Raw genomic sequence first — 804 nt, 5'->3', positions numbered from 1 at the left:
CAGCTGCTGGCGCCGAACGAGCGCCGCCGCGCGCCGGACACGGTGGCGGTGTCGCTGGACGCGGCGCTGGCCGCCTGCCAGGACGCCGGCCGCGACCCGGCCACGCTGCCGTCGGTGTTCACCTCCACCCACGGCGACCTGGCGATCACCGACTACATGTGCACCACCCTGGCCAGCGAACCGCTGTCGGTGTCGCCGACCAAGTTCCACAACTCGGTGCACAACGCCGCCGCCGGCTACTGGACCATCGGCGCCGGCGCCACCGCCGCGGCGACCGCGATCAGCGCGCACAGCGGCAGTTTCGCGCAGGGACTGCTGGAAGCGCTGTCGCAACTGGCCGCGGGCGAAGACGCGGTGCTGCTGGTCGGCTACGACAGCCGCTCGGTGGGGGCGCTGGGCCGGATCGCGCGCAGCGAGGGCCTGCTCGGCGGCGCGCTGGTGCTGAGCGCGGGCGCACGCGACGGCAAGCCGCAATTGCAGGTACAACTGCGCGACGGCACCGCGCCGGTTGGCGATGGCGCGCTGGCGCGGCATGTCGCGGGCAACGCGATGGCGCCGATGCTGCTGCTGTTCGACGCGCTGGCGCTGGGCAGCAGCGGTTGCGTGCTCGATGCAGGCGGCGGCCGCTGCCTGCAGGTGGAGCTGCGCGCATGAGCCGCACGCCGCTGAGCGCCGCCGACGCGGCGATCCTGATTCCCGCCCTCAACGAACGGCTGCGCATCCGCGAGGTGGTCAGCGACGCGCTGGCGCACTGCCCGCGGGTGATCGTGGTCGACGACGGCTCCGACGACGGCACCAGCGACT

At 73.9% G+C, this 804-nt stretch carries 2 protein-coding genes; both read left to right on the top strand.

Going from position 1 to position 804, the window contains the following annotated elements:
* Nucleotides 1–654, top strand: a 654-nt coding sequence (locus D183_RS0113780; protein ID WP_017909516.1) for a beta-ketoacyl synthase chain length factor, incomplete at its 5' end; no start/stop codon positions are given.
* The coding region (locus D183_RS24795) for a glycosyltransferase (RefSeq protein WP_039727655.1) at nt 651–804 on the top strand (154 nt) is incomplete at its 3' end. The genes D183_RS0113780 and D183_RS24795, both read left to right, overlap by 4 nt.

The organism is Xanthomonas sp. SHU 199, assembly GCF_000364665.1.
GTDB classification, from domain to species: domain Bacteria; phylum Pseudomonadota; class Gammaproteobacteria; order Xanthomonadales; family Xanthomonadaceae; genus Xanthomonas_A; species Xanthomonas_A sontii.
Note: the sequence above shows the minus strand (reverse complement) of the source record. Positions and strands in the feature narration are given on the sequence as shown.